Below are 26,046 nucleotides of genomic sequence, written 5' to 3'. Positions count from 1 at the left end.
ATCTCCGGGTCAGCCGAGTGCTTGATTGGCAAGGGCAAATGTGGTGACCGCCGACGTGGCGGGTCGAACGATCGCAGGCCGGGCCATGGCAATGCCGCCGCCGACAGGGGCAAGGCCCAGATCGGTGAGCCAGGGGGCAAGGCCGGTTTCAACGCCGGTATCGACGCGCAGGAAAGCGCCTGTCCGGCTGCTGATGAAATGGGAGACAAGGGACTTGGCGTCATCGAGATTTGCAGCGACCACAGGGCCGATCACGTCGCCCCGACCGAAGCTGCGAACGGCGGCAAATGCCGAAATCTGGCTGTCGCGGCGGATCACGGCATATTGGCCGACATCTGCCAGTTTGCGAATGAGCGAGGTGCGGTCGGCGCCGTAGGCCTGCCTGTCGAGGTCGAGAATGCTCGAAAGGTCTGCGGCATTTGCAACGTGAATGTTTTGCGGCGCCGCGATGGCAAGGGCAATGCCCTGATGCTGGACGATGGTGCCGGTTTCCCGAAACCCCAACCGTTCATAAAGCGGCAGTCCATCAGCCGTGGCGACAAGGCGCAACGGCCGGTCACCGGCAAGCGCCATTGCCGCTTCCATGAGCCGTCGCCCAAGGCCGCGTCCGCGCATGTCCTCGTCGACGATCACCATGTTGATCGTTGCACAGTCGCGACCGTAGGACGTGAGCAGGATTGTGCCAACGACATCGCCGGAGCCCGTGATCGCGACGAATCCATCGCTCAGTGCCAGGGCCAGTTGCCAGTCTTGCGGCCGATGCGGCCAGCCGGCCTGTCGCGACAGCCGGACGGCATCCTCAAGATGCTCCACGCCCATGGGCGCAATAGCGATGTCGATAATCTGCATGGGGTCGTACCTTCATTTCCTGAACACAAGTGTTGCGTTCAACGGGCCGGTGGATTGTCTGAAGGCAGCACCGGCTGCGATATCTTCAGCCGTAGGAGCAGGTGGTCGCCGCATCTTATGCTGTGAGCCGCGCATGAGCGCCGCTCGAAAGGAATTTCCAAACCCGACTGGGTGATCCGTGCCCAACCAAATGCCATTCCGGCCGACAGATACGGAACTTTCTGCTTTCAAATCCCGCGATTCAGTCGACGCGGTCGCCGGAAGACGACTTATGATCCAGTCATCAGCAAACCGGCTCCAAGGCCCCGCCCTATCGAGGACGACGCGCATGACAACCTTCCGCCCGAAATACATCACCTTCGACTGCCACGGCACCCTGATCAATTTCCAGATGGCGGAAGCAGCGCGCGACCTCTATGGAAACCGTCTTGATGAGCCGAAAATGCTGGAATTTATCAAAAATTTTGCCGCCTACCGTCTGGACGAGATTATGGGCGACTGGAAGCCCTATGCGGATGTGGTTCACAATGCGCTGGAGCGGGCCTGCAAGCGCAATAATGTCGCCTTCAGGGACGAGGACGCCCGGTTCGTTTATGAGCGGGTACCAGGCTGGGGGCCGCATGCGGATGTGCCGGCGGGTCTTGCCAAGGTCGCCAAAGAAATCCCGCTGGTCATTCTCTCCAATGCGATGAATGCGCAGATCATGTCGAATGTCGAAAAGCTCGACGCACCCTTTTATGCTGTCTACACGGCCGAGCAGGCAAATGCCTATAAGCCGCGCTTCCAGGCTTTTGAATATATGTTCGACATGCTCGGCTGCGGTCCAGACGATATCCTGCATTGTTCCTCTTCCTTCCGTTACGACCTGATGTCCGCCCATGATCTCGGGATCAAGAACAAGGTCTGGGTCAACCGCGGACATGAACCAGCCAATCCCTACTACGGCTATGTCGAGATCGCTGACATCTCTGGCCTGCCTGGTGTCGTCGGGCTCTGAGGAAAGGCACAACCATGAAATACCTCTCCTACTGGCACGATACGGCATCCGCCTTCGATGGCGCTGTCGAAGGGCCGATCGAAGGTCACTACGACGTCGCGGTGATCGGCGGCGGCTTCACCGGGCTTGGCGCGGCACGGCAGCTTGCCAGGGCCGGGACCAAGGTGATCGTGCTGGAGGCGGAAACCGTCGGTTACGGCGCGTCGGGGCGCAATGGCGGCCATCTCAACAATGGCCTGGCGCACAGCTATCTTGCGGCAAAGGCGGAGATCGGCAAGGAGCGCGCCATTGCGCTCTACCAGGCGCTGGATGCCTCGATCGATACGCTGGAGGCCATCATTGCCGAGGAGGGTATCGACTGCAATTTCCGCCGGGCAGGTAAACTGAAGCTTGCCTCCAAGCCGCAGCATTTCGACAGCATCGCGAAGAATTTCGAGGCTGTTCATGCCGAAGTGGACCCCGATACGGCACTGCTTTCGTCCGCTGACCTCAAGGATGAGGTCGGCTCGCCTTTCGATGGCGCGATGTTGTCGAAGAAGAGCGCGATGATGCATATGGGCCGTTATGTTGTCGGCCTGGCCGGGGCGGCACGCCGCAGCGGTGCGGTCATTGCCGAGAAGGCGGCGGTCACCGAGCATACCCAGCCGGGCGGCCGGCATGTTCTCAAGACTGCAAGGGGAATTGTGACGGCGGATCAGGTTCTGATCGCCACCGGCGCCTATACCCGCGCGAGTTTCCGCTACTTCCGCCGCCGCATCATCCCGGTCGGCAGCTTTATCATCGCCACACGGCCGCTGACGGATGCCGAAGTCGCAGCCACCATGCCGGGCAACCGCACCTGCGTGAACTCGATGAATATCGGCAATTACTGGCGCCTTGCGCCGGATAACCGGCTGATCTTTGGCGGCAGGGCGCGTTTCTCTGCCACGTCCGACCAGCGATCCGATGCCAAGGGCGGCGCGATCCTCCGCGACAGCCTCGTCCGGCTCTTTCCGCAACTGGCCAAGGTCGAGATCGACTATTGCTGGGGCGGGTTGGTCGACATGACCAGCGACCGGTTTCCGCGGGCGGGTTATCACGATGGGGTGTGGTTTGCGATGGGCTATTCCGGCCATGGCGCACAGCTGTCCACCCATCTCGGCATGACCATGGCCGATGCCATGCTCGGACGGCCGGATCGCAATCCGCTGAAGGGCCTCGACTGGCCGGCGGTTCCCGGCCATTTCGGCACACCCTGGTTCCTGCCGCTGGTGGGGCTCTATTACAAGGCGCTCGACCGGTTCCAGTAACGCCAAGTATGGTCTGGGGCTGGCACGCAAAAGGAGGAGTTGCATCGGCAACTTCCCCTTTGCTTTCATGAAGATTATAAAAGGCTCAGGCGAGCCCGCCGATGTGCAAGGATTTCATTTCCAGGTATTCCTCGATGCCGGCCCTTGCACCTTCACGGCCGAGGCCTGACTGTTTGACGCCGCCAAAGGGGGCGACTTCGGTGGAGATGGCGCCGGTGTTGAGGCCGATCATGCCGAATTCCAGCGCTTCGCCGACACGCCAGGCGCGCTTCAGGCTTTCCGTGTAGAAATAGGCGGCAAGGCCGTAGGGCGTGCCATTGGCGATTGTCAGCGCCTCTTCCTCGGTTTCGAAGCGGAAAAGCGGCGCCACCGGGCCAAAGGTCTCCTCACTGGCAAGCAGCATGTCCGTTGTGGCACCTGTCAGGACCATGGGCGCGGCATAGTGTTCGCCGGCCGGCATGTCGGTGCGGCTGGTCACAATCGTCGCGCCCTTGGCGAGCGCGTCTTCGACATGGCGGTTGATCTTGGCGATGGCGGCTTCGTTGATCATCGGTCCAATGGAAACACCCGCTTCGGTGCCGGGTCCGACCTTCATGGCGTTGACGCGGCTGCTGAGTTTTTCGGCAAAGGTCTCATAGACGCTGGCCTGCACGAGAATACGGTTGGCGCAGACGCAGGTCTGTCCGCCATTGCGGAATTTGGAGACGATGGCACCTTCAACCGCCAGATCGAGGTCGGCGTCATCAAAGACGATGAAGGGCGCATTGCCGCCAAGTTCGAGCGAAAGCCGCTTCACGCTGTCGGCTGCGCCGCGCATCAGCAGCGAACCGACACGGGTTGAGCCGGTAAACGAGATTTTTCGCACCATGTCGTTCGCCATGATTTCGGTGCCGATGTCTGTGGGCATGCCGGTGACGATATTGATGACGCCGTGAGGTATGCCGGCCTTTTCGGCGAGCCAACCAAGTGCCAGCGCTGAAAAGGGCGTGAATTCGGAAGGCTTGATCACTACGGTGCAGCCGGCGGCAAGCGCAGGGGCGATCTTGCGGGTGATCATCGCATTGGGGAAGTTCCAGGGCGTGATGATGCCGCAAACGCCGACCGGCTCCTTCAGGACGACGATTCGCCGGTCCGGGGTGGGCGAGGGGATGGTGTGGCCCTCGATGCGCCGGGCTTCCTCGGCGAACCATTTGACGAAGGAGGCGCCGTAGCGGATTTCACCGCGGGCCTCGTCCAATGGCTTGCCCTGTTCTGTCGTCAGGATCAGCGCAAGGTCATCGATGTGCTCAAGCATCAGCCCATGCCAGGCTTCCAGCAAGGCGGCCCGTTCGGCATGGGTTTTCTTCTTCCAGGGGGCATAGGCGGCAGAGGCTGCGTCGATGGCCGCGCGCGTCTCGGCCGTGCCCATGTCCGGCACGGTGCCGACCGCGGATTGGGTGGCCGGATCGATCACGTCGATCGTGTTGCCTGACGCCGCCGGCATCCACTGGCCGCCGATCAAGGCGTGTTGCCGAAAAAGCCCGGGTTCTTTCAAGGTCTGCATCGTTTTGTCCTGTCCCAATGGATCAAAGTGCCGCGAGAATGGCGGCGGTAATCGCTTCTGTCCGGTCCTTGCCTGGAATGGTGCCGATGCCGCGCGCCGTGGTGCGTTCGATGGCCGCCATGATGGCAGCGGCCGCGTCGGTTTCGCCCAGGTGGTCGAGCATCATCGCTCCAGACCAGATGGTGGCGATCGGGTTGGCAATGCCGAGATGGGCGATGTCGGGCGCAGACCCATGCACCGGCTCGAACATTGACGGTGCCCTTCTGTCCGGATTGATGTTGGCGGATGCGGCAAAGCCCAACCCGCCCTGGATGGCGGCGCCAAGGTCGGTGAGGATGTCGCCGAAGAGATTGGAGGCAACGACGACGTCGAGGCTTTCCGGCGCCATGACCATGCGCGCGGCCATTGCGTCTATGTGGTAGCTCGTCACTTCGATATCCGGATACTCGGCTGCGAGCTGATGGGTGACATCGTCCCAGAAAACCATCGAGTATTTCTGCGCGTTCGACTTGGTGACGGAGGCAAGTGTTCCGCGGCGGTTGCGCGCCTGTTCGAAGGCGAAACGCAGGATACGTTCAACGCCTGTGCGGGTGAAGATCGAGGTTTCGACCGCCACTTCATCGGCTGTGCCCTGATGGATGCGGCCGCCGGCGCCTGAATATTCGCCCTCGGTGTTTTCACGGATGCAGAGGATGTCGAAAGCGTCGGCCCTCAGCGGCCCCTCAACCCCCGGCAGCAGGCGATGGGGGCGGATATTGGCATATTGCACGAAGCTCTTGCGGATCGGCAGCAGGAGGCCGTGCAGCGAAACCGCATCCGGCACCTGCTGCGGCCAGCCAACCGCGCCGAGCAGGATCGCATCGAAACGGCGCAGTGTCTCGATACCATCTTGCGGCATCATCGCGCCGGTTTCCTTGTAGAAGGCGCAGGACCAAGGAAATTCGGTGCCATCAAGTACAAAACCGGCCGAGCCGGCAGTCTTTTGCAGCACGGACCAGGCAGCAGCGGTGACATCGCTTCCGATGCCATCGCCTGGAATAAGGGCAATCCTGTGGGTTTTCATCGTGGGCATGTCCTCAAAGTCTGATCAAGACGCTTTTGCTTTTGCGGTTGGCCAGGAAGGCTTCGCGGCCCAGATCCTTGCCGATGCCGGATTGCTTGTAGCCGCCGGTCGGCAGGATATGGTCGCGCGAGCGGCCGTAACGGTTGACCCAGATGGTTCCGGCCTGAAGGCTGCGGGTGAGCCGGATCGCCCTGGAAAGGTCGCGGGTGAAAAGCCCGGCGGCAAGTCCGTAGGTGGGATGCGCGGCCAGCGACAGCGCTTCGTCTTCCTCGCGAAAAGTCTGGAGCGTCAGCACAGGGCCGAAGATCTCCTGCGTCACGGCCGGCGATTTTTCGTCGACGCCCGCAATCAGCGTCGGTGCATAGAAATAACCGGGCGCATCCAACGGCGCGCCGCCAGTCAGACATTCACCACCAGCGGCAACGGCTGCCGACACAATCGAATGGATGCGCTGACGCTGCGGGTCTGAAATGATGGGCGAATATTGCGCTGCCTCATCCCAGGTCGGCAGGGGATGAACGGCATTCATGTGGCGCAGGATTGCGTCGATAAGCGGCGCTGCAACGCTCTCTTCGACGATGAGGCGTGATCCGGCAACGCAGGCCTGTCCGGCATTGCTGATGATGCTTGTGGCAATTGCGGCGGCCGCCTTGTCAAGCTCGGCATCGGCAAACACCAGTTGCGGGCTCTTGCCGCCGAGTTCTAGCGTCATGGGTTTGATGCCGGTGCGGGCGACGTTGTGCATGATAGCCGAGCCTGCACGCGTCGAGCCGGTGAAGCTGATCTTGGCGATGTCGGGATGGCCGGTGATGGCATTCCCGGTCACCTGGCCATCACCCAGGACAACATTGATCAACCCGGCCGGCAGGCCGGCGCGCACGGCAAGGTCGGCGAGATAGATGGCGGAAAACGGCGTCATCTCGGAGGGCTTCAACACCACGGCATTGCCGGCAGCAAGCGCCGGTCCGAGCTTCCACGCGGCCATGGAAATCGGGAAGTTCCAGGGCGTTATGGCGCCGACCACTCCGTAAGGCTCGGTCATGGTCATGCCGAGATTGCCGTCATCGGTCGGCACGAGGTCGCTGCTTTCCTTGTCGGCAAATTCTGCAAAGAAGCGGATCTGCTCGGCGGAAATGGCAATATCGCCTTCGATCAGGTGGCCGACCGGCCGGGTCGAGGACAGCGCTTCGAGCCGGGCAAGCGTCACCGCTTCCTTCTCTATCATATCGGCCCAACGATGCATCACGTTCAGCCGCTCGCGGGGGCGAACGCCGCCCCAGTTGCTTGTCTTCAGTGCGGCCTTGGCCGTCTCGACCGCATGGTCGACCATGTCAGCGTCTGCCCGCGGGCAACCGGCATAGGACTTGCCATCGGAGGGCCGGTGCATCGGGATGACGCCATCGGCCGGGATGAGGGTATCTCCGATGAAATGCCCGATCGGAAGGGACAGGCTGGCTGGATCGAAACTCAGGGTCATCGGAAGTACCTCGGATCGCTGTCTTGCGAGGCTAACGGATCGGCTGGAGTAGCTTGCCCCGATCACGGCAGGGGCGACGGATGAAAACCCTGTTTTGCGGCCGCCGCGCAGCGTATTCTTCGGCGCTCCGTTGTTGCAGCGGCGTGTCGGGATGACCGCCGCTGCCCCACGCCATCAAGCCGTTACGTAAATCTTGCGGACGGTTTCGATCGTCCGCCATGTGCCAACGAAGCCAGGCTTCATGACAAAACTGTCGCCAGCCCTGTAGGTCACCGGCTCGCCGCCTTCCGGCGTGATTTCCACCAGACCGGAGAGGATATGGCAAAACTCGAAGGTCTCGCCCTTGATCGAGTGCGTCAGGCCCGGAGTAGCTTCCCATACACCGGTGCGAATGGTCTCGTTGCGGGCGGCGTCCTGCGCCCAGGTCTTGAAGCTGGGGTTTCCGGAGATCAGCCGGTCCGGGGCCGGCACAGCTTCGCGCGGAGCAAAGGACGGGGTTGGGTCGATGGTTTTCAAAAGCGACATGGTTTTCCTTTCGGGTTGAAACTTCAGTATCCTCGGCGGCGGTCGACAAGGCCTGTCGGATCAAGACCGGCGTGCAGGCGTTTGATGTTGTCGATGACGGCCTTCGCCGCAGAATGCGGCTGCGTGACGCTGGCCACATGGGGTGTCAGCAGGATGCGGGGATGGCTCCACAAGGCATGGCCGGCCGGAAGCGGTTCGGGATCGGTGACATCGACGACGGCCCCAGAGAGTTGGCCGCTGTCGAGGGCCAAGATCAGGTCCTCGTGGTCGAGCTGTGGTCCCCGGCCTGTATGAACGAGGCCGGCCCCACGCGGCAGGCAGCGGAAGAGATCCGCATTCAGCAAACCGCGCGTTTCGGGCGTCAGCGGAAGCAGGCAGATCAGAATGTCGGTTTCAGACAGCATATCGGCCAGGCCATCGCGTCCCGCATGGCACGTCACGCCTTCAATCGCGTGGGGCGATCGGCTCCAGCCCGAAAGCGGAAAACCGAAGGGCTTCAACCGCTCGAGCACGGCCTGTCCGAGAATGCCAAGGCCAAGCACGCCGACACGCCGTTCAGGCGCCTGTGCCGGGGCAAGAGCCTGCCATGTGCCTTGCCGCTGCTGGTCCAGATAGGCGGGCAGGTCGCGGTGGAGCGAGAGGACGCCAAGCGTGACATATTCCTGCATCATGCGCACGATGCCTTCTTCCACCATCCGAACGACTTTCACATGGTCTGGCACGTCAGCGATGCGAAACTGGTCGACGCCGGCGCCGATGGAAAACAGCACTTCGAGATTGCGATAGCGCTTGAGGTCTTGCGGGACGGACCATGTGATCAGGTAACGAACGGTTTCCGGATCAACCGTGCCGGGGTCCATGGAAAAAGGCAGGTCCGGCAGATCCCGCGCAAAGGCCTCCCGGAAGATGGCGCCGCGGCGGACGTCGGAGTGAAAAAGGAAGGTCATGGGCAGGGGTCCGTTCGTTTTCTGTCGAGAAGTCAGGCGCAACAATGCTTGCCGAGCGACACGAACATGGACTGGCATGCGGAAAGTTCGCTTGCCCCTCTGTATTCGTGTGGCTTGCGGGCGCGTCCGATGGTGGCGAAGAGATTGGCCCTGTCGCCCTCGGGGCAGGGGAGACCATGCACGGTGATGCCGAAGCCCTCAAGAAAGACCCTGTCCCATTTGACGATGGCTGCATTGGACGTGCCGACGATGGACGGGAAGCGCACGAACGCTGTCGGGATATCGGTGGCATTCATTGCGCTGTTCCTCATGCGGTTTCTGCCACGCGCTTGCGCTCTTGGTTGCAGTTCGACTTGAATGATCAGGCGCGAACGGCATGAATGGCTGCCGAAAACGATCGCCATACGGTCAATTCTTGTGCCGGATGTGGTCGCTGAAGCGGAATGTTCTGCAGGGACCGGCTAGAATGCACGTAAAAGAAAATATTGAGCAGCTGGCGGCAGGCTCGCCTGGCGCCAGGGAGGCGGACGATGGATCTGAAAATACCCGACACCTTGCATGTCGACGCATACCAGATGCGTTTCGCCGACGTGGCCGATGTCGATCTGGAGCAGTTGCATGCGCTGTCGATCGCGGTCGGCTGGCCGCATCGGGCAGAAGACTGGCAATATCTGCGTGAACTCGGCCATGGTTTCGTCGCTCTCGACGAGATCGACCGTGTGATGGGGTCCGCCATGTGGTTCCCCCACGGAGAGCATTTTGCAACCCTCGGCATGCTGATCACATCGCCGCGGCTGCAGGCCAATGGGACGGCGAAATGGCTGATGCAGCGTGTTCTGGCCGAATGCCCCGGCATGGGCCTGCGGCTCAATGCAACGCGCGCTGCGCGCCGCCTCTACCGTTCGTTGGATTTTGTCGCGCAGCAGACGGTGTTCCAGTGCCAGGGGGAGGCCCGCCAACCGGTGGAGACGACTGACCTGTCCGCAGGACATGAGATCAGGCCGTTGCGGTCAAGCGATCTCGACGCGGTGATCGCACTCGATGCGCCAGGATTTGCGGTTGCTCGCCCTCTCCATCTCGCCCGCCTGTTCGAGAGTTCGCTCTCTTATGGGCTGTTTCGGGGCGACGAACTGTCGGCATATTCCATGAGCCGTGCCTTTGGACGGGGCCACGTACTGGGTCCGGTCGCCGCATTGTCCGTTGACGACGCGATTGCCGTTTCGCGGCCCCATATGGAAGCTCACGCGGGTCGTTTCCTGCGTGTCGATACCCATTTCAAGACAGGCCCCTTCGCCAGCTTTATCCAGCAATGTGGCCTGCCGATCTTCGATACCGTGACGACCATGACGCTCGGCAAAGGTGTCGATTACGGGACGGCCGGCAACGGCAATGGCGCTCTATTCGCTCTCGCCTCGCAATCGATGGGCTGACATGGCACAACCTCGCTTCGTGCGGGAAAATACGGATCAGGAACGGCTTGTGGATGCTGTCGAAATGATCTTTCGCCGGGCGCTGGCAGATGCTGGCAGAAAAGATTGCAGCCGGCATGAAATGACATGAATGCGCCGCGTGGAGCACTCTCTTCCCGGCGTTTTCTCCCATATGCATTGCGCGGTTTGCGCCATCAGTCCTTGAGCAGGCCCATCTTGGCAAGCGGGCCGGAAAACTGCTGCATCGGCGCTCCGAGACGTAATGGACCCAGATCGACGGGAAAGAACCCGAGGTGATCGATGAGGTTTGAAATCGCCTGGTTCGCCTCTGGATGATCGCCGGAGAGGAAAAGCACCCGCCGGCCCGCTGCCGTGTTGGGTTCTGCTGCCAGTGCTGGGGCTACCAGCGTATTGAAAGCCTTGACGACCCGGGCGCCGGGCACGAGTTCGGATACCACCTCGGTCGATAGTCTTCCGTTCAAGTCGCGTGGTGTGAAGTCAGGGAAGTTGATGGCGTTCGTCGCGTCGACGACGATGCGTCCTGCCCACCTGCTGCTCCTTTCCACGGCTGAGGCCACGGCATCGAAATGCATGGCGAGGATCACGATATCGGACTGCAGGGCCTCTTCAACGTTCACCGCGCGGATGCTGCCGCCGAAACGCACGGTGAATTCGATCAGTGAGGAGGGGCCGCGGCTGTTGGCGACCATTGCCGTCATGCCGGCGGCATGAAAGCGCTCTGCCAGTGCCGATCCGATCTTGCCAGAGCCAATGATTGCAATGCTCGTCATGGCGGATGTCTCCTTGTTGTCAGCTGACGTTGGGGCGTGAGCATGTGCCGGCAAAAAGGGCGGACTGTTCACGCAAGCGTTTCCCGGCCAGACGGAAACTCGAAATCACAATCAGGGCCTGCTGGGACGATGCCGCCTGGGTTAAGCCAGGGGTGACTTCTGTAATAATGGCTTTTGATGTGCTGAAAATCCACCGTCGGGCGGATGGCGGGATGGCTGAAGAGATCACGCGTATAGGCCCAGAGGGCAGGGTAATCGACGAGCGCCCGGATATTGCATTTGAAATGCCCGTGATAGACCGGGTCGAAGCGCACGAGTGTCGTGAACAGGCGGATATCCGCTTCGCTGAGCGCTGCGCCAACAAGATAACGTTGCCGCTTCAGGCGCTGTTCCAGCCAGTCCAGCGTTGCGAACACCTCGCCAACCGCCGTCTCGTAAGCCTCTTGCGTTGTCGCAAATCCTGAACGATAGACGCCGTTGTTCAGTGTCGAATAGACGCGGTCATTGACACTGTCGATCTCGTCACGAAGCTCTGCGGGGTAAAAGTCTCCCGCCGCAGCACCACAGCCATCAAAGGCTGAATTGAACATGCGCAGAATATCGGAGGATTCGTTCGAGACGATCCGCCGATGGTGCTTGTCCCATAAAACCGGAACCGTGACGCGCGAGGTGCAGGACGGATCCGAGCGCGTGTAGATCTCGTGCAGGAATTTTGCGCCATTCACGGCATCAGGCACAACGCCCGGGGCCGGATCGAAAGTCCAGCCGTTCTCACCCATCAGCCAATGCACCACCGAGACATCGATCAGTCCGTTCAAGCCCTTGAGGTTGCGCATGATCAGGGTGCGGTGCGCCCAGGGGCAAGCCAGCGACACATAAAGATGATAGCGATCTGGCTCGGCTTTGTACGGCGTGTCATCGGATGCCGTGATCCAATCGCGGAACACCGAAGGCGGACGGCGCAGTTCGCCATTGGCCAGCACGGTTTCCATGCCGCTTTTCTGCCAGATGCCGCCGATCAGTTCACCCATTGGATCGGCCGCCAAGCTCCGCCCGGATGGCGGGCGCAACGTCTGAACCCAGAAGCTCGATGGAGCGCTGCATGGCCTCTGTCTCCAGCATGGCCGAACTCATCTGGAAGGTCAGGCGGGAAATTCCGCCCAAGGCCTTGTCCGCGGCCAGGATCTTTTCACGAACCGTCTTGGGACTGCCGATCAGAAAGGCGCCATGAGGACTGCGCATGGCATCAAACTGTGCGCGCGTTGCCGTGGACCAGCCGCGCTCGCGACCGATTTCGGTAAACATATAGGCCCAGCCCGGAAAGAAGGCATCGGCAGCACTCTCGTCTGTATCGCCAACAAAGCCCATCGCATGAACCCCGACCTTCAGCGTTTCCGGCGCATGGCCGGCGCGCTGGCCTGCCTCGCGGTACAGATCGACAAGCGGACGGAAGCGGTCGAAGGACCCGCCGATAATGGCAACCATCAGGGGAAGGCCAAGTGCACCGGCACGGGCAAAGGATTGCGGCGTTCCGCCGACCCCGAGCCAGATCGGCATTTTTGCCTGGTGCGGGCGCGGATAGACACCTTGGCCGGAAAGTGCCGGCCGGAAGCGACCTTTCCAGGTCACGTTGGTCTCGTCGCGAAGCGTCATCAGCAGATCGAGTTTTTCGACGAACAGCGCGTCATAATCGTTCATGGCAAAGCCATAAAGCGGATAAGCCTCGCCAAATGAGCCGCGTCCCACGACGATTTCAGCGCGGCCTTTCGAAATGAGGTCGATCGTCGCAAAATCCTGGAAGACCCGCACGGGATCGGCAGCGCTCAGAACGGTCACCGCGCTTGCAAGGCGGATCTGCTTCGTGCGGGCTGCAGCAGCAGCCAGAATGATGGCGGGCGCGGAATCGAGAAACTCCTTGCGGTGATGTTCGCCAATGCCGAACACATCAAGACCGACCCGATCGGCGGTTTCCACTTCCGCCAGAAGTGCCTCCATCCGGTCGCTTGCCGGTACCGTCAGACCCGTGGCGGGATTGGGGATGGTGGCTGCAAAACTGTCGATGCCGATTTCCATGTTGTGTCCATTCATGTCGTGAGGGGGGTGAGTGGTTCCGCCAGCGGGGGGTGGCGGTGGACGGCAGAACCACTCCTCGACTTACGCGGCCCGAAGGCGGCGTGCGTCAAGACTAAGAGAGCCTGCACCGAATGCAGCCACCTGCAGAAGGCCACCGATGATCGAGATGTTCTTCATGAAGTGGATCATCTGGTTCTGATCGGCGAAATCTGTGTGGAAGACCACGGCGGTAACAAACGTGAAGGCTGCAAGAGCAAGGCTCACCAGCTTTGTCTGGAAACCGAGCACCAGCAGGATGCCGCCGCCCAGCTCAACCACGACCGCAACCAGGTAGGACAGAAGCGGGAAGGGGAGGCCGACAGAAGCGATAAAACCCTGCGTGGCGTCCGGTGCTGCGATCTTGCCAAAGCCGCTGAGGATGAACATGAGGGCGAGCAGAAGACGGCCGGCAGATGCCAGCAGATTGATGTTAGCCATGGGGGAAGAGCCTTGAGAGTTGGCGGATCGGGTGAGGGTGCGGCTGGACCGCACTCCTGGGTTGATCAGGCCGCGAGAGCCTGGATTTCTGCCTTTGCGCCTGCAATCGCAGCCGTCTTTGCGTCCTCGCCAAGGGCCAGGCCTTCCGCACGAATGACTGTCACGTCCGTGATGCCGATGAAGGCCAACACGCCCTTCAGATAGGATTCCTGATGCTCCATCGCGGCTGCCGGGCTGTCGCCGGTATAGATGCCGCCACGTGCGGAAGCGATGAAGACCTTCTTGCCTGTGACCAATCCTTCCGGACCGTTCGCGCCATATTTGAAGGTGCGGCCGGCCACGCAGACGCGATCGACCCAGGCCTTCAGCTGAGTGGGGATGGTGAAATTGTACATCGGCGCACCGATGATAATGATGTCGGCTGCAAAAAGCTCGTCGACATAAGCGCCACCGGTTGCCAGATCCTGGCCAAGCGCCGCATTGCCGACTTCGCCACCCTGAAAGACGGCTATATGGGCGTCCGACAGGTGCATGGCGGCATCGACCACCAGGTCGCGGCGGATGACGCGGGCGCCCGGATGCAGCGCCTGCTGCTTTGCGACAATCTCAGCCGTCAGGCTGCGGCTGACCGAGTAGCCGCCGAGAATGCTTGAATCGATATGGAGGATGGTTGTCATCGGAAATGTTTCCAAGGGTTTTGCCGGGCTGGCGTTGCGGGTGAAGCGGTGAAGAAGGCTTTGGATGATTTTGATCATGGCCATCTGATTGCCATGGCCGGTTCATCACCGATAGCCAGTATGTTCGAATGGTATCTATCGGTGTGCCCGATGGGTCGAATGGGCGCGGTGGTCATCAATGACTGCGGGATAATTGCGCAGGTATTCGTAAAGCGCCTCGCGTCGTTCCAGCCGCCTGGGCGATCCCTGAGGCGCAAAGGGAAACTCGGCGACGACAGTGCCAGCGCAAAGCTCCGACCAGCCCTTCATGTCACTATCCGTTCCCAGGGTTCGTGTGTGCTGTTTCGTCGGTGAAGCAGCAATTGCGTGGATGTGTAAGTGCCACGCTTGCATTAACGGCGGCAGCCGGTATTTTTCGATGTTATCCATCGGTTCTGGCGATAGAGGAGGCTTGGATGCTTGACGGCGTGTCCCTGGACCAATTGCGCACATTCGTGGCCGCGGCAGACGAGGGGAGTTTTTCGGCGGCCGCACGGCACCTTCGCCGGACACAGTCGGCTGTCAGCGAAACGATCGCCAATCTCGAAGGGCAGTTATCTGTCGTTCTTTTCGATCGCTCAGCCCGCTACCCCAAGGTGACCAAGCAAGGCGAAATCTTGCTGGCCGATGCGCGCTCCGTGGTGCGCGCCGTTGATGGCATGAAGGCGCGCGCAAAAGGCATCGCTGGTGGGCTTGAGCCGGAGCTTGCCGCCGTCATCGACGTCTTTTTCCCGATCAGTACGATTGCAGACGTCTCCCACGAGTTCCGCCGGGAGTTTCCGGCAACACCGTTGCGGCTTTATGTCGAGGCATTGGGGGGAGCGGTGCAGCCGGTGATCGACGGCCGTGCGAGTTTCGGGCTTGTTGGTTCACTGCCCACTTTGCCGCCGGGACTGGTGGCGGAACGGATTACCAGCGTCGAATTTGTCATGGTTGCCGCTGCCCGGCATCCTCTTGCCGCGCATCAGGGCCTCATTCCCCGCGAGGAACTTGCCCGCCATGTGCAACTGGTCCTGACGGATCGATCGGATCTTTCGCAAGGACGGGAATTTGGCGTCATGTCGCCCTCGACCTGGCGGCTCGCCGACCTGTTTGCCAAACACGCCTTTCTTGTCAGTGGCCTTGGATGGGGTGGAATGCCTCTCCATGCCGTGGAAAAGGACATTGCCGAAGGGCGGCTGATCGAATTGCCCATCGAGGATACGGCCGGCGGTTTGAAACTGCCGATGTCAGCGGTCTACCGGGTTGACGCGCCCCCTGGTCCCGCGGGCCGCTGGATGATTGATCGTCTCAAACACTGCTCGGAAGAAAATTCGAAACTTGCTGATTGACAGGATCATGAGTATGTAATAGTGATGGTTACACACAAGCGGATAGCGTCATGCCAACCAGCACTCGATTTGTTGTCGCCGTTCATATCCTCACCGGCCTGGCCGTCAGTGACGGCAAGCCGATGCGCTCGGAGGATCTTGCCTACTCCGCCAATACCGGCGCTGTCGTCATCCGCGGGCTGCTCTCGCGGTTGAATGATGCAGGGTTGACGCGGTCGCAGCTTGGGGCAGGGGGCGGCGCCTTGCTGGCAAAACCTGCGGAAAAGATCAGGCTGCTCGATGTTTATGAGGCGGTTGAGGATACGGAACTGTTTTCCACACATCGCACGCCACCTTGCGAGAACTGCGCGGTGGGCGGCAACATTCTGGAGGCCATGCAACCTGTCCTGACAAGGGCCCGCACCGCCTTGGAAGCAGAGCTCGCCAAAACCACAGTCGCTGATATGGCAGCGGACGTTGCGCGGCTGGGGAAATTCTCCATACCGCTGGTCTGGTGATTTTTTGCCTATAAATGTCACGATATCGACGACACACTGACATAAACTGCAATCCTGCAGTCATCGTTCGGATCTGTTCAGCCTCAGGGGCGCTGACGGTTCTCATCTTTCCAGCCCCCCCAAAAAAACCTGGAGTACATTATGAGCATTGGTATCATCGGTTCTGGCGCGCTTGGCTCAAACCTTGCCCGCATCTTCGCCAAGGCCGGCATTGCCGCCACGATTTCCAACAGCCGCGGTCCGGCTTCGTTGGCAGGTCTTGTGGAAGAACTTGGTCCTTCCATCACAGCCGGCACTGTCGAAGACGCCGCGAGCGCAGACATCGTTTTTGCGGCCGTGCGTTGGGTCGATGCCGAAAAGATCATGACCAGCTTGCCTGCCTGGAATGGCCGTATCGTCGTTGACGGTACCAACCCGGTTGAATTCATCGATCCGAATTCACCGGATGCCAGTGATCCGACCAATCCGCTTGCCGCCTACGGCATCAAGGCGGTGGATCTCGGCGAAAAACACTCGAGCGAAGTCTTCAGTCAGTATGTGCCCGGCGCGCGCGTCGTGAAGGCCTTCAATCATCTCGACGTCAACGTTTTACCGGAACCTGCAACGGCAGGCGGCCAGCGTGTTCTGTTTTACTCTGGCGATAATGCCGATGCCAAAGCCGAGGTGCGCAAGCTCATCGAGGCAACAGGTTTTTTTGCCATCGATCTTGGTTCGCTTGATGTCGGTGGTCGGCTTGCATCGCTACCTTTCGGAGCACTGTCTGCGCATAACTTCATCAAGATCTGACGGTTAGCAGAAGGATGGAGGCGGCAAGAGCGGCCTCCATCCCTCCTGTCATTTGACGGCGAACAGAGGCGCACAACGCATGGCGCCTCATCTTTTGAGGCTTTCGACCAGCATTTCGACGAATGCCGTCACCTTTGGCGGGCGAAACCGGGCCGCCGGATAGACCGTATAGACCCCACCTTGCGGCAGATGCCAGTCCGTCAAGACAGGGAGTAGTTCGCCATTGGACAAGCCTGAAGCTGCGAGAAAATCGGGCAGGACGGAAAGACCGGCGCCGCCCATGACAGCCCTCATCACGGCCGGCGTCATGTTGATTGCAATGCTGGTCTCGAAGCGGATTGTCTGGGTGGTCCCGTCGCGCTGCGTAAACGTCCACTCAAGTGGTTCCCGCAAGGCGTTGTTGGAGACAAACGGCAGGCCCCTGCAGTCTGCCGGTTGCCGCAGCGCCGCAATCTTGTCGGCAAAGTCCGGCGAACCGACCAGAAGCTGGCGAAATCCGCCGATCCGTCTCGCCTGCAGGCTGGAATCTTCGAGCCAGCCGACCCGGATGGCGATGTCGAGATTGTCGGCAAGAAGATCCACCATCGTGTCACTGAGGTTCAGTTCGACCCGGCATTCGGGATAACGGCGGGTGAATGCGGTGACCACTGGCACGATGACCGAGGTTCCATAGTCGTGGGGTGCGGTCATTCGCAGCGTACCCTTCGGCTCCGCTCTCGATTGCGCCAGTTCTGCCAGGGCTTCTTCGGCCGCACGCAGGATCGAGACGCAGCGGGTGTGGAATATTCTGCCCGCTTCCGTTGTCTGCAATCGACGGGTGGTGCGCAGGAGAAGCGTGGCGCCGACCTCCTGTTCCAGCCTTGCAACCTGCTGGCTGACGACGGCCTTCGTGATGCCGAGACTGGCCGCTGCCTTGGTGAAGGACCCCGCATCGACGACCGCAACAAAATAAGAAAGGCGATTGAGATTGGTGGCGTCCTGCATGGGGATCTCCGATTTGATTGTCATCTCCTAGCATACATTCTGTCTGTTTCATCGATCTTCTCATGCCAATGCCCGCATGACATCTTTGCTGCACCAAGGAGCCAGACATGACCGACACGACACAGATCACCTATCTCTTCGATCCGCTTTGCGGCTGGTGTTACGGTGCATCACCCCTGATGGCGCAGCTTGCAGCGGCCCCCGGCGTGACGGTTGTCGCTCAGCCGACAGGGTTGTTTTCCGGCGCCGGCGCACGACCGATGGACGCCTCCTTTGCCGCTTACGCCTGGTCGAATGATGAGCGGATCGCCGCCCTGACCGGTCAGCGTTTTACTGAAGGCTACCGCACAAACGTGCTGTCCAAGGGCGGCAGGCTGGATTCAGGTCCGGCAACGCTTGCACTGTCGGCCGTGGCACTGACAGCGCCCGATCGGGAACTCGATACCCTCCGGGCGATCCAGGAGGCCCGATATGTCTCCGGTCTCGATTTGACAGCCGTGCCGGTGCTCGTTGCAGTGTTGGAAGGGTTGGGGCTTGAGGCTGCGGCATCGCACCTCTCGTCGCCGACTGGCCAGCTCATTGCCTTTCACGAGGATCGCTTGCGCGCGGCAGAGGCTCTGATGCGAGAGTTTGCAGTCCGGGGTGTGCCGGGTGTCATCGTCGATAAAGCCGGCAGCAAGACGCTTCTGAAGGCGCAGGACCTGTTCGGCAACAGTGCGCTTTTCTCCAGGCTGATCGGTTCCGGCACTGCCCCTGCACATCTCGCGAACCAAGGGTAACGTCAAATGCCGATCCGTATGATCCGCAAGTCACTGTTCATTGCCGCTGTTGGCGCGATCTTTGCGACGCCAGTTTTCGCCCAGAATGCACCGCCCTACGGAGCGCCAATCAGCCTGCAACAGGCCCGGCAGGTTGCCGCAGCTTCCGTTGCAGCGATGCAGAAGGGCGGCTTCGACATGACCATTGCGATTGTCGATTCCGGCAGCAACCTTGTTTACCTCGAGCGTGCGGATCAGGCCGGCATCGGCACGATTGATGCGGCTCTTGGCAAAGCCAAGGCCGCCAACGGCATCAAAACACCGACCAAGCTTATCGGTGACCTGATCCTTCAAAACAACCAGCTCAATCTGCTGGCGGTGCCCGGTGCCTTTCCCGTCGAAGGCGGTGTTCCGCTTGTGCTGGACGGCAAGGTTATCGGCGCAATCGGGGTCAGTGGTGCAATGCCCGCCGATGATGGCGCAATCGCCAATGCCGGCGCTGCCGGGCTTTGAACCACGCTTCTATCCCCTCCAGACGTCTTGAAAAACATCGAAAGGACAGATCATGTTTACCAGGAGAACCATCATGAAGACCACGCTTGCTGCCGGCGCAACCGCCGTCCTTGCTCCGGCCGGTCTCGGCCATGCCGCCGGCTCGAGCCTTGCCTGGAAACATTTCCCCGCCGGCCCGAACGGTTTTTTCCGCGCACCTGTTCTGGTGTCCGGTGCCAAAGAAGCAATCCTCATCGACGGTGGGTTCACGCTGTCCGATGGCAAGGCTCTCGCCGATGCGATCAAGGCGACCGGCAAGACATTGACCACGATCTATGTCAGCCAGTCCGATCCCGACTATTACTTCAGCCTTGGCCCGATCAAGGCGGCCTTCCCGGATGCGAAAGTCATTGCCGCAAGCGAAACGGTCGCGGCCATCAGGGCAAGCGTCGAGAAGAAGCTTGCCGTCTGGGGCCCGCAGCTGAAGGAAAACGGCCCGCAGGCCTTGGCCGACGTCGTCATACCCATTGCCTTTGATGAAAAGACGCTGACGGTGGACGGTGAAATCATCGAGATTGTTCCGGCCGAGAACCTGCCCAATCGGCGCTTCCTTGTCGTTCCGTCGCTCAATGCCGTGTTTGGCGGCGTGATGATCTTCAACGGCGTGCATGTCTGGACGGCAGACACCAACAGTGCCGAATTGCGGGCGTCCTGGATTGCCAATCTCGAAAAGCTTGCAGCGTTGAAGCCATCCGTTGTTGTTGCAGGGCATATGGCTCCCGCTGCTGCAACCGACTTTTCGGGTGTCGAGCACACGATCGCCTATCTGAAGGCTTTCGAGGAAGAGCTGGTCAAGGCCAAGGGTTCGGCCGACTTGAAGGCTGCCATGGAAGCGCGTTTCCCGGGGCTCGGCATGGGCGTGGCGCTGGACATCGGCTCCAAGGTGGCGACCGGCGAAATGAAGTGGGGCTGATGACCATGGGTGCCAATCTTGAAACCATCCGCGCGACCTATGAGGGTTCCTCCGAAGACAATGGCCGCAACCTGCTTGCGGCTCTTGCGCCGGATGCCACGTGGACGGAGGCCGAAGGCTTCCCCTATGCCGGCACCTATGTCGGTCCGGATGCGATCGTCGCTGGCGTGTTTCAACGGCTTGGCACCGAGTGGATCGGGTACCGCGCCGATGTTCACACCTTCATGGAGGACGGCGACCGGGTCGCTGCCTTCGGTGTCTATCACGGCACCTACAAAACAACGGGCAAGTCGATGACAGCCAGTTTTGCCCATCTCTATCACCTCAGAGATGGGAAGATTGCCAGCATGGTGCAGTATGTCGATAGCCATATGGTGATGCAGGCGCTCAGCGCCGACTGAGGCCCCGGCTTGTTTCGGCACGGCCCAGTGCTGTGCCGAAACAATATCAGGTGCGTGCTGTATTGTCCTCACGCCGCGAGCGCCTCTAGAGCGTTTCCCTGTCATGTTGGATCATATCCGCAGGAATTGAAGTAGTTCTGAGCCTCTTGCGGTTCGACCATATCAATCAGCTTTCCGATGCGATCCCACAGTCCGGTGACGGTTCTCTCCGCAGCTTTTCGCAGGAGAGCCTTGAGCTTGGAGAAGGCCTTCTCGATGGGGTTGAAGTCTGGGCTGTAGGGCGGAAGGAACATCATTGTCGCGCCGACCGCCTCGATCAGCTCCCTTGCTGCCGGTCGTTTGTGGCTGGACAGATTGTCGAGGATGACAACATCCCCTGGTTTCAATGTCGGAACCAGAACCTGGGCGACATACGCCTCGAACCACTCACCGTTGATCGGTCCGTCTATGACAAGTGGCGCGACCATTCCCGTGTTACGGAGGCCCGCAACCAATGTGGTCGTCTTGCGATGACCGTGAGGGAAACCCATCCTCAATCGCTCGCCCTTGCGGCATCGCCCGTGAGTACGGGCCATATTGGTCGCGGTCCAGGTTTCGTCGATGAACACGAGCCGCTCTGGATCGAGATCGAGTTGCTCCTCGAACCAGCATTGCCGCTTTTCCAGAACGTCCGGGCGGCTTTGCTCTACCGCATGGCCAGTCTTTTTTTGCGCGTTTGTTCGTGCCGGACAAGAAAGCGATGCAGCGCCGACTTGCTGATGGAAATGCCTTGGTCAGCCAAGGCTTTGCGAAGCTCGAAAAGGGTGCCGTCCCGGTGCTCGCCGAGCCAGGTCATGATCAGATCGGCATGCGCTTCTGTCTTGTGGGAATTGCGGTCGCCGCCGAGTGGACCGGGTCGAACATTTCCCTGCTGGATTTGCAAGTGACGCCAGCGGCTCACGCTGGCTGCGCTCACGCCAAAACGCTCGGCAGCCTCTCTATGAGATGCGCCGCCGTTCACGGCAGCCAGCACACGTATGCGAAGATCAACGGAAAGGGCTTTCGACATATCTGCCGACCTCCATCGGCAGATAGTTTGAATCAGAAGGAGACTGATTTGCAAAGCCATCCGATTCAATCAGTTAGGGAAACGCTCTAATCACCCTGAATGCTGATCGTCACCTTGCCGGGACGGTCAAAGATCGAGATATCGCCCTGGACCTTGCCCAGTATGACGATGCCGGGCGACGGCACGCGTCCATCACGGTAATAAATGACGAAGTCTCCCGAACTCCAAAGACCAAGCGTGCCTGCCGAAAATTCTCGCTGGCGTGACGCGGCCGGCAAGGCAGCCGGCAGCTTGCCTGTCTTTTCCTGGCGCAGATGATCGTCCATCTCGATCGTGAGCGGCAGCATTTCCGACAGGGCGCGAGCAGCCACGTTATCGGCCAGCTCGGCCGTAACGTTGCCCCAGTCGGAGGAAATCGAAATGCGATCTTGGGCCAAAGCGGATCCTTCCATTGGCATTGCAAGCGAGGCGGCAACGAACGCTGCTTTTGCAAGATATTTCATGTCCCACCATTCCTTGATCGAGAACGACTTGTTCGGCGGACTTCAAACCAGCCATTGGATAATAGGAGAGAACGGCGGCACCAGCGACGGCCGCCGTCCAATGTGAAAAATAGCGTCACCGACGTGGTGAAGTCAGTTCCGCTACCTGCTCAAGCAAGGTGCTGATCGAAGAAACCCTTCAGCCTGTCGAACGGGATGAGATCAACGCGATCGTAGAGATCGACGTGGCCGGCACCCTTGATCCAGACCAGTTCCTTTGGTTCCGCAGCACGGTTATAGGCGTCCTGGCTGAATTCCTTCGAATGCGCCTGATCGCCGGAGATGAACAGCATCGGGCGAGGGGAGATCGTCTCGATATCGTTGAACGGGTAGAAGTTCATGAACTTGACGGCGCTGCTGAGGGTCGGTTTCGTCGTTGTTTCTCTGGCAACCCCTGCAGGCGTGAACTCACCGCGCGGCGTGCGGTAGAAGTCATAGAACTCACGCTGGATCGGGTCCGTTTCGGCCGTCAGTTCGAGCGTGGTGCCGCCAATGTATTGAATGTCTGCGCCATCGACCTCTGCCCAGCGCTGTTCGGCTGCCGTTGCGATGAAGGCTTTGCGTTGCTCGACCGTCTGGGACTTGTTCAGTGCATCGCGGAAGGCCGCGCCCATGTCGTACATGCTAACGGTTGCGACGGCCTTGATACGCGGATCGATCTTGGCAGCGCTGATGACGAAACTGCCGCTGCCGCAAACGCCGATGGCGCCGATATTGGCGCGATCAACGAAAGCCTGAGAGCCGAGGAAGTCAACGCCGGCGCTGAATGCTTCGGCATAAATTTCCGGCGAAACAAGGTTGCGGGACGCGCCTTCGCTTTCACCCCAGAAAGGCAAGTCGATCGAGATAGTGACAAAACCCTGTTCCGCCATCTTGGTTGCGTAGAGATTGGCGCTCTGCTCCTTCACCGCACCCATCGGATGGCCAACGATGATGGCCGGGTTCTTCACTGCGCGGTCGAGGTTTCTGGGAAGGAAGAGATTGCCAGCGACAGTCATCTGGTACTGGCTCTTGAACGTGACCTTCTGCAGGCTAACACGATCGCTGGTATAGAAATTGGACGCGCCGTTGGACATGTCTTGCGCCTTTGCAGTTGTGGAATCGAACATGGACAGTGCTCCAAGGGCGGCAACGCCGGCGCCCGTCATTTTGAGCAGGTTTCGCCGATCAATGCCGGGCTTCAACGGTTGAGTGTCATTTTGAATGTGGTTGGTCATCTGCATGTCTCCTTGAGTGGTGATGCAACGGGATTTGAGGTGAATGGAATGGAGCTGGATGGAATGGCCGCCGGTTTCATCGGCGGGTTGAAAGCCGCCATGCGGCGACGGCGAACAGGAACGATCCGACAAGCAGCGCTGCGGCGAGCAGGAATGTGCTCCACCAGCCGTAGCCGTCGAACAGCATGCCTCCGATGGATGCGCCAAGGGTGATCGCAAGCTGGATAATGGCCACCTGGAGCCCGCCACCGGCCTCCGCATCATCGGCCATGGTCCGGCTGAGCCAGGTCCCCCAGCCAACGGGAGCAGCCGTGCTGAACAGACCCCAGCCGATCAGAAGGACGGCAGTGATGTTTGGGGATGATCCGAATGCGATCAGGCCCAATGCAATCACGGCCATGATCAGCGGGATTGTGCCAAGAATGACGAACAACCGCTGTTGAAGCAGGTGGCTTATGATTGTGGTCCCGGCGACGCCCGCCAGGCCCATCAACAGAAGAAGCAGCGAGAGGGTCGAGATCGAGACGGACGTGACGGTTTCCAGGAAGGGGCGCAGATACGTAAACAGCGCGAACTGGCCCATGAAGAGAAACATGATCGAGGCCATGCCGATAGCCACCGGTGGCCGAAGCAGCAGACGGAAGACATTCGACGAGCCCTCGCTTCGACGCGGCGGGAGAGACGGCAGGCTGATCCACTGCCAAACGAGCGCCAGCAGTGCCAGCGGAACGACGGCAAAAAACGCGCCGCGCCAGCCAATGTAGCTGCCGAGCAGGCTTCCCAGAGGCGCTGAGATCGTCGCGGCGATGGCGTTGCCGGCGTTGAGCATCGCAAGGCCCTTTGGCACCGAGCCTTCCGGAACCAGCCGCATAACGATCGAGGTGGACATCGACCAGAAGCCGCCGATCGCGATACCCAGCAAAGCGCGGCCGATCATCAATGCGAGATAGTTCGGGGCGAATGTGACGATCGTTCCCGAGATCACCAGGATCAGTGAAAACGAAGCAAGAACCAGCCGCTTGTCCAGCCGACGCGTCAGTCCAGCCACGCAAATACTGGTGACAACTGCAAAGATGCCGGAGATCGAAATCGCCTGGCCGGCGCGGCCTTCCGTTACACCCAATTCCAGTGCGATTGGAGAGAGAAGGCTGACGGGCATGAACTCGGACGCGATGAGGACGGATACGCATAAGGCCATCGAGACAACAGCGCCCCAGGCGGCAATCGGCACATCCGAGATGGGAGTAATCGCGACCGCATCTTTAATGTCGGGGGTGTTGACGTCAGATCGGGTCGGAGCTTGTTGTGTCATGGCGGCAAGATATGCCGATCACAGTTCGAAGATTAGCCATCGTAATCCGCTTGGACTTATCGATCTGAGCCATCAATCGGGGACGATTGCAGGAGGCCATGAGGCGGGAAGACGTCATCCGTTTTCGCGGGGCAGAAGACGTCTATCGGGCTACGCAGATTGCGGATTGCAAAAGTTCCCACGCGCATCAGGGGAGGGGAACCCCTTATCTGCTGTGCAGTCGTGCCACAGATCAGGCAGGATGTACCGGTTTCCTTGTTGAGTTCCTGCAATCTCTGAGCAAGATTCACGGCATCACCATAAAGGGTATAGGTCTGGCGAGCGCCTGCGCCGACCGTACCGGCTGCGATCAGCCCTGTTGCGATGCCAATACGCAGGCGCATCTTTTGCCCGTCGAATTCCCGCTGCTCTATCATTGCCAGAATGTCTTGTGCGGTTTTTACTGCTGATGCAGCGTGATCCTCCTTGGACAGCGGCGCGTTGAACGAAATCAGCAACGCATCCCCAAGGTAGTTGATGACCACGCCGCCGTGCTCATCGACGATGTTTGTTACGGCACTGAAAAACTCGTTCAGCAAATGGACGAGTGTGGTGGGGTGCAGCCCCTCTGACAGACGTGTGAAACCTGCAATATCGGCAAACATCAATGTCGCCTGGCGGGCCTGGGGAATAAGATGCCCCTCGTCCAGCAGTTCGCGTAATATCGGTGCCGGCACGTAGCGTCCGAAAAGGCTTTGCAATCTATGCCGGTTGGCTTCTGCTTGTGCATGCTCGCTCACCACACGACGTGCGCGATGAACCGTCAAGGCCGCGATCGCCGTGACAAGTGTCAGGATAAGAGCTTCCTGCAGGCGGGAGGCGATGCCTAAAAAGTCAGGATCGAGGACTGTCTGAATGTAAATGTCCGGGGATGGAGAGATCGGGAGACTGTTGTAGCTCACCACCTTCTCCATGCCCGACAGGATCCACCCGGTGGCAAAAAGCAGTCCGATGGCTGCCCAGGCACCCGTCCACAGCACCAGTGGCGGCGACAGCGTTAGAACCGCCGCTGCAATCACCACATAGTAATACTGGACGGAACTGGTGAGAAATACCATGTTTTGAGGCACGTCCCCGCCACTGCTGAGCGGGATGAAGGCCAGAAGCACAGTCACCACTGTCGCATCAAAGGCGAACACGGCATAGCGAGCGTGGCGTTCGTAGCGGGTGCGGACGGCTGCCAGCGATAACAGCCCGCCCAAGGCGATCAAGGATGTGATCGCAGCAATGCCAATATTGATGGGAAAGTAGTAGCTGAGCAACAGCGCAAAAGCGATCATCATCACGGCGACCGTTCGGCCGATCATCGCAATCCGGAACCCTTTTCTTTCCGCGTTGGATAACGCAGTCGCTATGGTACTGGCTTGTTGCGCAACCGCGCCATCAATAGCCAAAGTCGCTCCTTCCGCGATAGTCGTTGGCAATATCGGATCCTGGGACAGTGTCATGGACCCTTGAAACTGCGGACACGCTCTGCGTCCTCCGCTCA

General features: G+C 60.0%; 29 protein-coding genes. 10 read left to right on the top strand and 19 right to left on the bottom strand.

Annotated features, from left to right (window positions below; genetic code table 11):
- Nucleotides 1-9: 9 nt before the first annotated feature.
- On the bottom strand, nucleotides 10-849 hold the full coding sequence (locus AC4CWF_RS24845) for a GNAT family N-acetyltransferase (protein ID WP_491286471.1): 840 nt from the start codon (nucleotides 847-849) through the stop codon (nucleotides 10-12).
- A gap of 328 nt (nucleotides 850-1,177) precedes the next feature.
- On the opposite strand from AC4CWF_RS24845, the gene AC4CWF_RS24840 reads away from it, so the two are divergent.
- Nucleotides 1,178-1,846 carry a haloacid dehalogenase type II gene (locus tag AC4CWF_RS24840; protein WP_491286470.1) on the top strand — a complete coding sequence of 223 codons (669 nt, stop codon included), beginning with the start codon at nucleotides 1,178-1,180 and terminating at the stop codon, nucleotides 1,844-1,846.
- 14 nt (nucleotides 1,847-1,860) lie between these two features.
- Nucleotides 1,861-3,135, top strand: a complete 1,275-nt coding sequence (locus AC4CWF_RS24835; RefSeq protein WP_491286468.1) for an NAD(P)/FAD-dependent oxidoreductase — start codon at nucleotides 1,861-1,863, stop codon at nucleotides 3,133-3,135.
- Between the two features lie 85 nt (nucleotides 3,136-3,220).
- Here AC4CWF_RS24835 and AC4CWF_RS24830 read toward each other — a convergent pair whose 3' ends face one another.
- From AC4CWF_RS24830 to AC4CWF_RS24805, 6 genes are all read right to left on the bottom strand, one after another.
- The gene (locus tag AC4CWF_RS24830) at nucleotides 3,221-4,678 is read right to left on the bottom strand and encodes an NAD-dependent succinate-semialdehyde dehydrogenase (protein WP_491286466.1); all 1,458 of its coding nucleotides are present in this window, start codon (nucleotides 4,676-4,678) and stop codon (nucleotides 3,221-3,223) included.
- Nucleotides 4,679-4,700: 22 nt separating this feature from the next.
- Complete coding sequence (locus tag AC4CWF_RS24825) at nucleotides 4,701-5,741, bottom strand: tartrate dehydrogenase (RefSeq protein WP_491286464.1); 1,041 nt, start codon at nucleotides 5,739-5,741, stop codon at nucleotides 4,701-4,703.
- Between the two features lie 13 nt (nucleotides 5,742-5,754).
- Nucleotides 5,755-7,218 (bottom strand): aldehyde dehydrogenase family protein, encoded by a 1,464-nt coding sequence (locus tag AC4CWF_RS24820; RefSeq protein WP_491286463.1) that lies wholly within the window; start codon nucleotides 7,216-7,218, stop codon nucleotides 5,755-5,757.
- Nucleotides 7,219-7,392: 174 nt separating this feature from the next.
- Nucleotides 7,393-7,743 (bottom strand): cupin domain-containing protein, encoded by a 351-nt coding sequence (locus AC4CWF_RS24815; protein ID WP_491286461.1) that lies wholly within the window; start codon nucleotides 7,741-7,743, stop codon nucleotides 7,393-7,395.
- A gap of 23 nt (nucleotides 7,744-7,766) precedes the next feature.
- Nucleotides 7,767-8,690, bottom strand: a complete 924-nt coding sequence (locus tag AC4CWF_RS24810; protein ID WP_491286459.1) for a 2-hydroxyacid dehydrogenase — start codon at nucleotides 8,688-8,690, stop codon at nucleotides 7,767-7,769.
- A 32-nt stretch (nucleotides 8,691-8,722) separates the two neighbouring features.
- On the bottom strand, nucleotides 8,723-9,094 hold the full coding sequence (locus AC4CWF_RS24805) for a hypothetical protein (protein ID WP_491286457.1): 372 nt from the start codon (nucleotides 9,092-9,094) through the stop codon (nucleotides 8,723-8,725).
- Nucleotides 9,095-9,220: 126 nt separating this feature from the next.
- Between AC4CWF_RS24805 and AC4CWF_RS24800 the strand changes: the two genes are divergently transcribed.
- Entirely contained in the window at nucleotides 9,221-10,120 is a 900-nt protein-coding gene (locus AC4CWF_RS24800; protein WP_491286455.1) for a GNAT family N-acetyltransferase, read from the top strand.
- A gap of 194 nt (nucleotides 10,121-10,314) precedes the next feature.
- Here the strand turns inward: AC4CWF_RS24800 and AC4CWF_RS24795 are convergent, their stop codons facing one another.
- From AC4CWF_RS24795 to AC4CWF_RS24770, 6 genes are all read right to left on the bottom strand, one after another.
- Nucleotides 10,315-10,911: an NADPH-dependent F420 reductase gene (locus AC4CWF_RS24795; RefSeq protein ID WP_491286453.1), complete on the bottom strand. Its 597-nt coding sequence runs from the start codon at nucleotides 10,909-10,911 to the stop codon at nucleotides 10,315-10,317.
- Nucleotides 10,912-10,979: 68 nt separating this feature from the next.
- Entirely contained in the window at nucleotides 10,980-11,942 is a 963-nt protein-coding gene (locus AC4CWF_RS24790; RefSeq protein WP_491286451.1) for a glutathione S-transferase family protein, read from the bottom strand.
- Nucleotides 11,935-12,984 (bottom strand): LLM class flavin-dependent oxidoreductase, encoded by a 1,050-nt coding sequence (locus tag AC4CWF_RS24785; RefSeq protein WP_491286450.1) that lies wholly within the window; start codon nucleotides 12,982-12,984, stop codon nucleotides 11,935-11,937. The genes AC4CWF_RS24790 and AC4CWF_RS24785 overlap by 8 nt, the downstream gene beginning before the upstream one ends.
- Nucleotides 12,985-13,065: 81 nt before the next feature.
- The gene (locus AC4CWF_RS24780) at nucleotides 13,066-13,461 is read right to left on the bottom strand and encodes a DoxX family protein (RefSeq protein WP_491286448.1); all 396 of its coding nucleotides are present in this window, start codon (nucleotides 13,459-13,461) and stop codon (nucleotides 13,066-13,068) included.
- 65 nt (nucleotides 13,462-13,526) lie between these two features.
- Nucleotides 13,527-14,138 (bottom strand): FMN-dependent NADH-azoreductase, encoded by a 612-nt coding sequence (locus AC4CWF_RS24775; protein ID WP_491287803.1) that lies wholly within the window; start codon nucleotides 14,136-14,138, stop codon nucleotides 13,527-13,529.
- 135 nt (nucleotides 14,139-14,273) lie between these two features.
- Nucleotides 14,274-14,447 (bottom strand): hypothetical protein, encoded by a 174-nt coding sequence (locus AC4CWF_RS24770; protein WP_491286447.1) that lies wholly within the window; start codon nucleotides 14,445-14,447, stop codon nucleotides 14,274-14,276.
- 146 nt (nucleotides 14,448-14,593) lie between these two features.
- Between AC4CWF_RS24770 and AC4CWF_RS24765 the strand changes: the two genes are divergently transcribed.
- The 3 genes from AC4CWF_RS24765 (at nucleotide 14,594) to AC4CWF_RS24755 (ending at nucleotide 16,791) form a co-directional block, all read left to right on the top strand.
- Nucleotides 14,594-15,508, top strand: a complete 915-nt coding sequence (locus AC4CWF_RS24765; RefSeq protein ID WP_491286445.1) for a LysR family transcriptional regulator — start codon at nucleotides 14,594-14,596, stop codon at nucleotides 15,506-15,508.
- 50 nt (nucleotides 15,509-15,558) lie between these two features.
- Nucleotides 15,559-16,005: an Rrf2 family transcriptional regulator gene (locus AC4CWF_RS24760; RefSeq protein WP_491286443.1), complete on the top strand. Its 447-nt coding sequence runs from the start codon at nucleotides 15,559-15,561 to the stop codon at nucleotides 16,003-16,005.
- A 141-nt stretch (nucleotides 16,006-16,146) separates the two neighbouring features.
- On the top strand, nucleotides 16,147-16,791 hold the full coding sequence (locus AC4CWF_RS24755) for an NADPH-dependent F420 reductase (protein ID WP_491286441.1): 645 nt from the start codon (nucleotides 16,147-16,149) through the stop codon (nucleotides 16,789-16,791).
- Between the two features lie 87 nt (nucleotides 16,792-16,878).
- On the opposite strand, the gene AC4CWF_RS24750 is transcribed toward AC4CWF_RS24755, so the two are convergent.
- The gene (locus AC4CWF_RS24750) at nucleotides 16,879-17,775 is read right to left on the bottom strand and encodes a LysR family transcriptional regulator (RefSeq protein ID WP_491286438.1); all 897 of its coding nucleotides are present in this window, start codon (nucleotides 17,773-17,775) and stop codon (nucleotides 16,879-16,881) included.
- Nucleotides 17,776-17,882: 107 nt separating this feature from the next.
- Between AC4CWF_RS24750 and AC4CWF_RS24745 the strand changes: the two genes are divergently transcribed.
- From AC4CWF_RS24745 to AC4CWF_RS24730, 4 genes are read left to right on the top strand one after another with little or no spacing between them, the layout of a single operon-like run.
- On the top strand, nucleotides 17,883-18,554 hold the full coding sequence (locus tag AC4CWF_RS24745) for a DsbA family protein (RefSeq protein ID WP_491286437.1): 672 nt from the start codon (nucleotides 17,883-17,885) through the stop codon (nucleotides 18,552-18,554).
- A 6-nt stretch (nucleotides 18,555-18,560) separates the two neighbouring features.
- Nucleotides 18,561-19,046, top strand: coding sequence for a GlcG/HbpS family heme-binding protein (locus tag AC4CWF_RS24740; RefSeq protein WP_491286435.1), 486 nt, complete (start codon nucleotides 18,561-18,563; stop codon nucleotides 19,044-19,046).
- 52 nt (nucleotides 19,047-19,098) lie between these two features.
- Nucleotides 19,099-19,998, top strand: a complete 900-nt coding sequence (locus AC4CWF_RS24735; RefSeq protein ID WP_491286433.1) for an MBL fold metallo-hydrolase — start codon at nucleotides 19,099-19,101, stop codon at nucleotides 19,996-19,998.
- A gap of 5 nt (nucleotides 19,999-20,003) precedes the next feature.
- On the top strand, nucleotides 20,004-20,399 hold the full coding sequence (locus tag AC4CWF_RS24730) for a nuclear transport factor 2 family protein (protein WP_491286430.1): 396 nt from the start codon (nucleotides 20,004-20,006) through the stop codon (nucleotides 20,397-20,399).
- Nucleotides 20,400-20,500: 101 nt separating this feature from the next.
- Here AC4CWF_RS24730 and AC4CWF_RS24725 read toward each other — a convergent pair.
- The 5 genes from AC4CWF_RS24725 to AC4CWF_RS24705 form a co-directional block, all read right to left on the bottom strand.
- Nucleotides 20,501-21,447, bottom strand: a protein-coding gene (locus tag AC4CWF_RS24725) for an IS630 family transposase (RefSeq protein ID WP_491285028.1) whose coding sequence is annotated in 2 segments (ribosomal slippage) — nucleotides 20,501-21,108 and nucleotides 21,108-21,447 — 948 coding nt in all. Because the reading frame shifts where the segments join, the coding sequence is not laid out codon by codon here.
- 86 nt (nucleotides 21,448-21,533) lie between these two features.
- The gene (locus AC4CWF_RS24720; RefSeq protein ID WP_491286429.1) at nucleotides 21,534-21,950 is read right to left on the bottom strand and encodes a cyclophilin-like fold protein; all 417 of its coding nucleotides are present in this window, start codon (nucleotides 21,948-21,950) and stop codon (nucleotides 21,534-21,536) included.
- Nucleotides 21,951-22,099: 149 nt separating this feature from the next.
- Nucleotides 22,100-23,137, bottom strand: a complete 1,038-nt coding sequence (locus AC4CWF_RS24715; RefSeq protein ID WP_491287801.1) for an alpha/beta hydrolase — start codon at nucleotides 23,135-23,137, stop codon at nucleotides 22,100-22,102.
- Nucleotides 23,138-23,282: 145 nt separating this feature from the next.
- Nucleotides 23,283-24,518 carry an MFS transporter gene (locus AC4CWF_RS24710; protein ID WP_491286427.1) on the bottom strand — a complete coding sequence of 412 codons (1,236 nt, stop codon included), beginning with the start codon at nucleotides 24,516-24,518 and terminating at the stop codon, nucleotides 23,283-23,285.
- Nucleotides 24,519-24,574: 56 nt separating this feature from the next.
- Nucleotides 24,575-26,005: an adenylate/guanylate cyclase domain-containing protein gene (locus AC4CWF_RS24705; RefSeq protein ID WP_491286425.1), complete on the bottom strand. Its 1,431-nt coding sequence runs from the start codon at nucleotides 26,003-26,005 to the stop codon at nucleotides 24,575-24,577.
- Nucleotides 26,006-26,046 lie beyond the last annotated feature (41 nt).

The sequence above is a fragment of the Neorhizobium sp. PAMB6630 genome (assembly GCF_058242775.1).
Note: the sequence above shows the minus strand (reverse complement) of the source record. Positions and strands in the feature narration are given on the sequence as shown.

What these genes read in the sequence shown, in the direction of transcription:
- AC4CWF_RS24845 (WP_491286471.1), bottom strand. Translation starts at nt 849, where the DNA reads ATGCAGATTATCGACATCGCTATTGCGCCCATGGGCGTGGAGCATCTT.
- AC4CWF_RS24840 (WP_491286470.1), top strand. Translation starts at nt 1,178, where the DNA reads ATGACAACCTTCCGCCCGAAATACATCACCTTCGACTGCCACGGCACC.
- AC4CWF_RS24835 (WP_491286468.1), top strand. Translation starts at nt 1,861, where the DNA reads ATGAAATACCTCTCCTACTGGCACGATACGGCATCCGCCTTCGATGGC.
- AC4CWF_RS24830 (WP_491286466.1), bottom strand. Translation starts at nt 4,678, where the DNA reads ATGCAGACCTTGAAAGAACCCGGGCTTTTTCGGCAACACGCCTTGATC.
- AC4CWF_RS24825 (WP_491286464.1), bottom strand. Translation starts at nt 5,741, where the DNA reads ATGAAAACCCACAGGATTGCCCTTATTCCAGGCGATGGCATCGGAAGC.
- AC4CWF_RS24820 (WP_491286463.1), bottom strand. Translation starts at nt 7,218, where the DNA reads ATGACCCTGAGTTTCGATCCAGCCAGCCTGTCCCTTCCGATCGGGCAT.
- AC4CWF_RS24815 (WP_491286461.1), bottom strand. Translation starts at nt 7,743, where the DNA reads ATGTCGCTTTTGAAAACCATCGACCCAACCCCGTCCTTTGCTCCGCGC.
- AC4CWF_RS24810 (WP_491286459.1), bottom strand. Translation starts at nt 8,690, where the DNA reads ATGACCTTCCTTTTTCACTCCGACGTCCGCCGCGGCGCCATCTTCCGG.
- AC4CWF_RS24805 (WP_491286457.1), bottom strand. Translation starts at nt 9,094, where the DNA reads ATGGCGATCGTTTTCGGCAGCCATTCATGCCGTTCGCGCCTGATCATT.
- AC4CWF_RS24800 (WP_491286455.1), top strand. Translation starts at nt 9,221, where the DNA reads ATGGATCTGAAAATACCCGACACCTTGCATGTCGACGCATACCAGATG.
- AC4CWF_RS24795 (WP_491286453.1), bottom strand. Translation starts at nt 10,911, where the DNA reads ATGACGAGCATTGCAATCATTGGCTCTGGCAAGATCGGATCGGCACTG.
- AC4CWF_RS24790 (WP_491286451.1), bottom strand. Translation starts at nt 11,942, where the DNA reads ATGGGTGAACTGATCGGCGGCATCTGGCAGAAAAGCGGCATGGAAACC.
- AC4CWF_RS24785 (WP_491286450.1), bottom strand. Translation starts at nt 12,984, where the DNA reads ATGGAAATCGGCATCGACAGTTTTGCAGCCACCATCCCCAATCCCGCC.
- AC4CWF_RS24780 (WP_491286448.1), bottom strand. Translation starts at nt 13,461, where the DNA reads ATGGCTAACATCAATCTGCTGGCATCTGCCGGCCGTCTTCTGCTCGCC.
- AC4CWF_RS24775 (WP_491287803.1), bottom strand. Translation starts at nt 14,138, where the DNA reads ATGACAACCATCCTCCATATCGATTCAAGCATTCTCGGCGGCTACTCG.
- AC4CWF_RS24770 (WP_491286447.1), bottom strand. Translation starts at nt 14,447, where the DNA reads ATGAAGGGCTGGTCGGAGCTTTGCGCTGGCACTGTCGTCGCCGAGTTT.
- AC4CWF_RS24765 (WP_491286445.1), top strand. Translation starts at nt 14,594, where the DNA reads ATGCTTGACGGCGTGTCCCTGGACCAATTGCGCACATTCGTGGCCGCG.
- AC4CWF_RS24760 (WP_491286443.1), top strand. Translation starts at nt 15,559, where the DNA reads ATGCCAACCAGCACTCGATTTGTTGTCGCCGTTCATATCCTCACCGGC.
- AC4CWF_RS24755 (WP_491286441.1), top strand. Translation starts at nt 16,147, where the DNA reads ATGAGCATTGGTATCATCGGTTCTGGCGCGCTTGGCTCAAACCTTGCC.
- AC4CWF_RS24750 (WP_491286438.1), bottom strand. Translation starts at nt 17,775, where the DNA reads ATGCAGGACGCCACCAATCTCAATCGCCTTTCTTATTTTGTTGCGGTC.
- AC4CWF_RS24745 (WP_491286437.1), top strand. Translation starts at nt 17,883, where the DNA reads ATGACCGACACGACACAGATCACCTATCTCTTCGATCCGCTTTGCGGC.
- AC4CWF_RS24740 (WP_491286435.1), top strand. Translation starts at nt 18,561, where the DNA reads ATGCCGATCCGTATGATCCGCAAGTCACTGTTCATTGCCGCTGTTGGC.
- AC4CWF_RS24735 (WP_491286433.1), top strand. Translation starts at nt 19,099, where the DNA reads ATGTTTACCAGGAGAACCATCATGAAGACCACGCTTGCTGCCGGCGCA.
- AC4CWF_RS24730 (WP_491286430.1), top strand. Translation starts at nt 20,004, where the DNA reads ATGGGTGCCAATCTTGAAACCATCCGCGCGACCTATGAGGGTTCCTCC.
- AC4CWF_RS24720 (WP_491286429.1), bottom strand. Translation starts at nt 21,950, where the DNA reads ATGAAATATCTTGCAAAAGCAGCGTTCGTTGCCGCCTCGCTTGCAATG.
- AC4CWF_RS24715 (WP_491287801.1), bottom strand. Translation starts at nt 23,137, where the DNA reads ATGACGGGCGCCGGCGTTGCCGCCCTTGGAGCACTGTCCATGTTCGAT.
- AC4CWF_RS24710 (WP_491286427.1), bottom strand. Translation starts at nt 24,518, where the DNA reads ATGACACAACAAGCTCCGACCCGATCTGACGTCAACACCCCCGACATT.
- AC4CWF_RS24705 (WP_491286425.1), bottom strand. Translation starts at nt 26,005, where the DNA reads ATGACACTGTCCCAGGATCCGATATTGCCAACGACTATCGCGGAAGGA.